This window comes from Streptomyces sp. NBC_00094 (genome assembly GCF_026343125.1).
Lineage (GTDB): Bacteria > Actinomycetota > Actinomycetes > Streptomycetales > Streptomycetaceae > Streptomyces.
The window spans coordinates 3,155,826-3,162,500 of sequence record NZ_JAPEMB010000001.1 but is presented as its reverse complement, the minus strand read 5'-3'; the positions used below and the strand labels follow the sequence as shown (position 1 = coordinate 3,162,500).

Sequence of the window (6,675 nt, the reverse complement as noted above, 5' to 3'; positions counted from 1 at the left end):
GTGTGTTTCTTGCCGGAGGTAGAGCACTGGATAGGCGATGGGCCCTACCGGGTTACTGACCTTAGCCAAACTCCGAATGCCGGTAAGTGAGAGCACGGCAGTGAGACTGTGGGGGATAAGCTCCATGGTCGAGAGGGAAACAGCCCAGAGCATCGACTAAGGCCCCTAAGCGTACGCTAAGTGGGAAAGGATGTGGAGTCGCAGAGACAACCAGGAGGTTGGCTTAGAAGCAGCCACCCTTGAAAGAGTGCGTAATAGCTCACTGGTCAAGTGATTCCGCGCCGACAATGTAGCGGGGCTCAAGCGTACCGCCGAAGTCGTGTCATTGCAGCAATAGGGCCAACGCCCGCTGTGATGGGTAGGGGAGCGTCGTGTGCCGGGTGAAGCAGCCGCGGAAGCGAGTTGTGGACGGTTCACGAGTGAGAATGCAGGCATGAGTAGCGATACACACGTGAGAAACGTGTGCGCCGATTGACTAAGGGTTCCTGGGTCAAGCTGATCTGCCCAGGGTAAGTCGGGACCTAAGGCGAGGCCGACAGGCGTAGTCGATGGACAACCGGTTGATATTCCGGTACCCGCTTTGAAACGCCCAATATCGAATCAGGCGATGCTAAGCCCGTGAAGCCGTTCCGGACCCTTCGGGGAAAGGAAAGTGGTGGAGCCGGCGAACCAGACTTGTAGTAGGTAAGCGATGGGGTGACGCAGGAAGGTAGTCCAGCCCGGGCGGTGGTAGTCCCGGGGTAAGGGTGTAGGGCGTGTGATAGGCAAATCCGTCACACATTAAGCCTGAGACCTGATGCCGAGCCGATTGTGGTGAAGTGGATGATCCTATGCTGTCGAGAAAAGCCTCTAGCGAGTTTCATGGCGGCCCGTACCCTAAACCGACTCAGGTGGTCAGGTAGAGAATACCGAGGCGTTCGGGTGAACTATGGTTAAGGAACTCGGCAAAATGCCCCCGTAACTTCGGGAGAAGGGGGGCCATCACTGGTGATCGGATTTACTCCGTGAGCTGGGGGTGGCCGCAGAGACCAGCGAGAAGCGACTGTTTACTAAAAACACAGGTCCGTGCGAAGCCGTAAGGCGATGTATACGGACTGACGCCTGCCCGGTGCTGGAACGTTAAGGGGACCGGTTAGTCACATTTCGGTGTGGCGAAGCTGAGAACTTAAGCGCCAGTAAACGGCGGTGGTAACTATAACCATCCTAAGGTAGCGAAATTCCTTGTCGGGTAAGTTCCGACCTGCACGAATGGCGTAACGACTTCTCGACTGTCTCAACCATAGGCCCGGTGAAATTGCACTACGAGTAAAGATGCTCGTTTCGCGCAGCAGGACGGAAAGACCCCGGGACCTTTACTACAGTTTGATATTGGTGTTCGGTTCGGCTTGTGTAGGATAGGTGGGAGACTTTGAAGCCGTGACGCCAGTCATGGTGGAGTCGCCGTTGAAATACCACTCTGGTCGTGCTGGATGTCTAACCTCGGTCCGTGATCCGGATCAGGGACAGTGTCTGATGGGTAGTTTAACTGGGGCGGTTGCCTCCCAAAGGGTAACGGAGGCGCCCAAAGGTTCCCTCAGCCTGGTTGGCAATCAGGTGTTGAGTGTAAGTGCACAAGGGAGCTTGACTGTGAGACCGACGGGTCGAGCAGGGACGAAAGTCGGGACTAGTGATCCGGCGGTGGCTTGTGGAAGCGCCGTCGCTCAACGGATAAAAGGTACCCCGGGGATAACAGGCTGATCTTCCCCAAGAGTCCATATCGACGGGATGGTTTGGCACCTCGATGTCGGCTCGTCGCATCCTGGGGCTGGAGTCGGTCCCAAGGGTTGGGCTGTTCGCCCATTAAAGCGGTACGCGAGCTGGGTTTAGAACGTCGTGAGACAGTTCGGTCCCTATCCGCTGCGCGCGCAGGAATATTGAGAAGGGCTGTCCCTAGTACGAGAGGACCGGGACGGACGAACCTCTGGTGTGCCAGTTGTCCTGCCAAGGGCATGGCTGGTTGGCTACGTTCGGGAGGGATAACCGCTGAAAGCATCTAAGCGGGAAGCCTGCTTCGAGATGAGTATTCCCACCTCCTTGAGAGGGTAAGGCTCCCAGTAGACGACTGGGTTGATAGGCCGGATGTGGAAGCCCAGTAATGGGTGGAGCTGACCGGTACTAATAGGCCGAGGGCTTGTCCTCAGTTGCTCGCGTCCACTGTGTTAGTTCTGAAGTAACGAACACGCCCCCCTTTCGGGTGGTGCGGCGGTTCATATCTTCATAGTGTTTCGGTGGTCATAGCGTTAGGGAAACGCCCGGTTACATTCCGAACCCGGAAGCTAAGCCTTTCAGCGCCGATGGTACTGCAGGGGGGACCCTGTGGGAGAGTAGGACGCCGCCGAACAATCATTGTGGGAAAGCCCCGCACCTTATGGTGCGGGGCTTTTCTGCGTTTACGGGCCGGATGCCTTTCGGCGAGGCCTGTCGATGGAGGAGCGAGTGCGTCAGAGGCGGCCGGCTGCTTTCAGGGCGAGATAGGCGTCCGCCAGGGCGGGGGCGAGGGCGTCGGGGGTGGCGTCGACGACGGTGACGCCGTGACGGCGTAGCTGGTCCGCGGTACGGGCGCGCTGGGATTGGGTCTGGGTGGCCGCGGCCGCCTCGTAGACGCCTTCGAGCGTTCCTCGGGTGGCTGCCATGGCGCTGGTCCGAGGATCCGCGACGGAGGCCACCAGGACCGTGTGGCGCTGGGTGAGCTGTGGCAGGACCGGGAGAAGGCCCTCCTCGATCGGGGCCGCGTCGAGGGCCGTCAGAAGGACGATGAGCGAGCGGCGTGGGGCGCGGGAGAGAGCCGTCGCCGCGAGGCCGCGGGCGTCGGTCTCCACCAGTTCCGGTTCGAGTGGGGCGAGGGCGTCGACCACGGCGGGCAGGACGTCACCGGCCGTGCGGCCCTGGACTTGGGCGCGGAGACGGCGGTCGTAGGCCAGGAGGTCGACGCGGTCGCCGGCGCGGGAGGCGAGCGCGGTGAGGAGAAGAGCGGCGTCCATCGCGGCGTCCAGGCGGGGGACGTCGCCGACGCGGCCGGCCGAGGTACGGCCGGTGTCGAGGACGATGAGGATGTGGCGGTCTCGTTCGGGGCGCCAGGTTCGGACGGCCACCGCGGACTGGCGGGCGGTGGCGCGCCAGTCGATCGAGCGGGTGTCGTCGCCGGGGACGTACTCGCGGAGGCTGTCGAACTCGGTGCCCTCGCCGCGAGTCAGCACGCTGGTACGGCCGTCGAGTTCGCGGAGGCGGGCCAGGCGGGACGGCAGGTGCTTGCGGCTCGTGAAGGGCGGCAGGACACGGACCGTCCAGGGGACTTCGTGGTTGCCCTGGCGGGCGGCGAGGCCGAGGGGGCCGTACGAGCGGACGGTGATCCGCTGGGCCCGGCGGTCGCCGCGACGGGTCGGGCGCAGGCTTGTGGTGAGGCGGCGGCGTTCGCCGGCGGGGACCGTGAGGCTGTGGCGGGACGCGGCCTGTTCGGTGCCGGGAAGCCAGCTGCTGGGCGGCCAGGCGTCGCGGAGCTGGGCGCGGAGGCGGCGGCGGGACGAGTTCGTGATGGTGAGCTGGACTTCTGCCGCGTCACCGAGTCGAACGGATGTATCACCACTTCGGGTGAACTGGAGCGTTCGTACTGGCGCGGCCAGGGCGTAGTCGCACAGGATTGCTAGTGAGAGAGGCGCGTTCACCGCGAGCATCCCCGTCCAGCTGGGGGCGAGGATGCCGACGGGGAGCGATCCGAGGGCCGCGATCAGCGCGGTTCGTCCGGTGAGGGCCATGGGGCGCCGTTCTCAGCGGGGGACGGGGACGTGGGCGAGGATCGAGTTGATGACGGAGTCACCGGTGACTCCCTCCATCTCGGCCTCGGGCCGCAGGTGGATGCGATGACGCAGGGTGGGGAGAGCGAGGGCCTTCACATCGTCCGGGGTGACGTAGTCCCGGCCGGTGAGCCAGGCCCAGGCGCGGGCGGTGGAGAGCAGGGCGGTGGCGCCTCGGGGGGAGACCCCGAGCGTGAGCGAGGGGGATTCACGCGTGGCACGACAGATATCGACGACGTAGCCGGCGATCTCGGGGGAGACCGCGACCTTGGCCACGGCGTTCCGGGCGGCTTCGAGTTCGGCGGGACCCGCGACCGGGCGGACGCCCGCGGCCTTCAGGTCGCGGGGGTCGAAGCCCTCGGCGTGACGGGTGAGGACCTGGATCTCGTCGGTGCGTGAAGGCAGAGGGACCGTCAGCTTCAGCAGGAACCGGTCCAGTTGGGCCTCGGGGAGAGGGTAGGTGCCTTCGTACTCGACGGGGTTCTGGGTCGCGGCGACCAGGAAGGGGTCGGGGAGGGCGCGTGGGGTGCCGTCGACGGTGACCTGGCCCTCCTCCATCGCCTCCAGGAGCGAGGACTGGGTCTTCGGGGGCGTGCGGTTGATCTCGTCGGCGAGCAGCAGGTTGGTGAAGACCGGGCCGGGCTGGAAGGAGAACTCGGCGGTCCTGGTGTCGTAGACCAGGGAGCCGGTGACGTCGCTCGGCATGAGGTCGGGGGTGAACTGGACGCGCTTGGTGTCGAGTTCGAGTGCGGCGGCGAGCGAGCGGACCAGCAGGGTCTTGGCGACTCCGGGGACGCCTTCGAGGAGGACGTGTCCTCGGCAGAGCAGGGCGACGACGAGACCGGTGACGGCGGGGTCCTGGCCGACCACGGCCTTCGCGATCTCGGTGCGCAGGGCCTCCAGGGAGGCGCGGGCGCTGTCCGAGTTCGTAGCGGTCTCGGGGGTCGGGGCGCTCATGAGGTGCGTACCTCTCTTTCGAGGGCGTCGAGTTGGTCCGCGAGGCGGATGAGGGTGGTGTCGTCGGCGGGAGCCGGGCCGAAGAGGAGGGTTCTGGGGTCCGCGGTGGTCTCCGGGAGACGGGCGGAGAGTGCGGGGAGGAGGAGTTCGGGGGCGTGGGCGTCCTGGGTGGGGACGCCGATGAGGGGGGCGATGCGGGTGCGGGTCGCCGTGCGGAGGACGGAGGCGGCGCGGTCGCGGGCGTTCGCCTTGCGGTAGAGGCGGGCGCGGCCTTCGGTGGTCTCGGAGGCGCGGACGGCTACCGGGAGTCGTTCGGTGACGAGGGGGCCGAGGCGGCGGCCGCGCCAGATGGCGGCGAGCAGGGCGGCGACGGTGAGTTGGAGCGTGCCCCACAGCCAGCCGGAGGGGACGAGCGCGAGGAAGTTGTCCGTGGTGCTGCCGGCGGGGGCGTCGGTGGCGGCCGAGGGGTCGGCGAGGGAGGGGAGGTACCAGACGAGATGGGGCCGGGAGCCGAGGAGTTGCAGGGCGAGCGAGGCGTTGCCCTGCTGGTCGAGATGGTTGTTGTAGAGGATGTCGGGCGATCCGAGGAGGACGGTGTCGGCGGCGCCCGTGCCGGGGAGGCGGACCAGGGTCGGCAGGCCGTCGGAGGGGTAGCAGGCGTCGGCCTCGGTGCCGGGGTCGATGACGTAGCGCTCGCCGCCGAGCTCGACGCTGCCGGCGCGGGTGGCGGCGGGCAGGGTGCAGGCGGGGGCTCGGTTCGTCACGGGGGAGCTGGTGGCGTTGGCGACGTCCGGGGTCAGGGTGCCGAGGGAGGCGGGGCCGGCGCCGAGGAGGACGGTGCGGCCGGCGGATGTCTCCATGGCTCGCTGGAGGGCGGCGAGTTGAGTCTCCGTCAGGAGGTCGGGGGTGGTGACCAGGAGGGTGGTGCGGGCGTCGGTGGCGGCCGTGGCCTCGTCGAGCGTGGTGGCGGTGGTGACCGTGATGCCGCGGTCCTTGAGGAGTTCGGCGACGGCGCGGCTGCCGGCGGGGTCGGCGGAGCGGGGGTCGAGGGCGCCGTGGGACCCGGTGGAGCGGACCGTCGCGAGAGCGATGCCGCCGATCAGGATCAGGGCCAGGACGAGAGCGGCGCCGCGGGCACGGGTCCAGATCTGACGGGCGGACAGGGCGGTCGAGGTGGAGTCGACGGCCGGTCGGCTCATGAGGGCGCCCCCGTGGAAGCGGTGTCGAGGGTGGGGCGCGTCCGCTCCAGGGCGGTGTCCAGTTCCTCGATGCGGCGGTACGTGGGCTCGTCGGCGGTGCGGCCGCCGTATGTGACGTCGTCGAAGGCGCGGGCGGCGAGGCGTAGGTCGTCGGCGCGGGAGGGGAGCGAGCGGCCGGCTTCGGCCGCCGCCTCGTCGGCGGTGCGGCCGGGGCGGGGGTCGAGCAGGACGCGCTCTTCGAGGGAGCGGACGATGGCCCGCATCCGTTCCTGGACCGCTTGGTTCCAGTGGCCCGCCGAGGCGTGCCGGGTGGCGGCCGCGCGGTGTTCGTCGGCGGTGCGGGGGCCGTCGGTGAAGAGGGAGTCGCCGGCTGTGCCCGGTGTTCTGCGGGGGGTGCCGAGTCGCCACCAGAGGGCGGCGACGAGCGCGATGACGACCAGGACGATCGCGACGAGGCCCACGATGCCGCCGGGGGTGGCTCCGGACGCCGCGCCGAAGAGGTCGTCGATCCACTCCCAGAAGCGGTCGAGCCCCCGCTGGAGGAGGCTCGGATCGTTCTCGTGGTACATCGGCTCGGACAGCTCCCGCTCCGCCGCCTCGCGGGCGGGGAGGCGGGAGATGTCCACCGGTGCGTCGCCGTCGGCGCGCAGGAGTGTGAGTGCCGCGGTCCTTCCCCCCGTGACCGTCAC

Annotated in this window: 4 protein-coding genes and 2 rRNA genes (1 of these 6 cut by a window edge); 2 read left to right on the top strand and 4 right to left on the bottom strand. The window is 67.4% G+C overall.

Features of this window, described 5'->3' with window-relative positions; translation table 11 throughout:
- Both OG580_RS13600 and rrf read left to right on the top strand, forming a co-directional pair.
- Positions 1–2,178: ribosomal RNA gene (locus OG580_RS13600) — 23S ribosomal RNA — on the top strand (it extends 945 nt beyond the left edge of the window).
- 85 nt (positions 2,179–2,263) lie between these two features.
- Positions 2,264–2,380: ribosomal RNA gene (rrf, locus tag OG580_RS13595) — 5S ribosomal RNA — on the top strand.
- 100 nt (positions 2,381–2,480) lie between these two features.
- On the opposite strand, the gene OG580_RS13590 is transcribed toward rrf, so the two are convergent.
- From OG580_RS13590 to OG580_RS13575, 4 genes are read right to left on the bottom strand one after another with little or no spacing between them, the layout of a single operon-like run.
- Positions 2,481–3,791 (bottom strand): DUF58 domain-containing protein, encoded by a 1,311-nt coding sequence (locus tag OG580_RS13590; protein ID WP_267043927.1) that lies wholly within the window; start codon positions 3,789–3,791, stop codon positions 2,481–2,483.
- Positions 3,792–3,803: 12 nt separating this feature from the next.
- Positions 3,804–4,787 carry a MoxR family ATPase gene (locus OG580_RS13585; protein WP_267043926.1) on the bottom strand — a complete coding sequence of 328 codons (984 nt, stop codon included), beginning with the start codon at positions 4,785–4,787 and terminating at the stop codon, positions 3,804–3,806.
- Entirely contained in the window at positions 4,784–5,986 is a 1,203-nt protein-coding gene (locus OG580_RS13580) for a DUF4350 domain-containing protein (RefSeq protein ID WP_267043925.1), read from the bottom strand. Before OG580_RS13580 ends, OG580_RS13585 begins: the two co-directional genes overlap by 4 nt.
- Complete coding sequence (locus tag OG580_RS13575; RefSeq protein ID WP_267043924.1) at positions 5,983–6,675, bottom strand: DUF4129 domain-containing protein; 693 nt, start codon at positions 6,673–6,675, stop codon at positions 5,983–5,985. Before OG580_RS13575 ends, OG580_RS13580 begins: the two co-directional genes overlap by 4 nt.

What these genes read in the sequence shown, in the direction of transcription:
- OG580_RS13590 (WP_267043927.1), bottom strand. Translation starts at nt 3,791, where the DNA reads ATGGCCCTCACCGGACGAACCGCGCTGATCGCGGCCCTCGGATCGCTC.
- OG580_RS13585 (WP_267043926.1), bottom strand. Translation starts at nt 4,787, where the DNA reads ATGAGCGCCCCGACCCCCGAGACCGCTACGAACTCGGACAGCGCCCGC.
- OG580_RS13580 (WP_267043925.1), bottom strand. Translation starts at nt 5,986, where the DNA reads ATGAGCCGACCGGCCGTCGACTCCACCTCGACCGCCCTGTCCGCCCGT.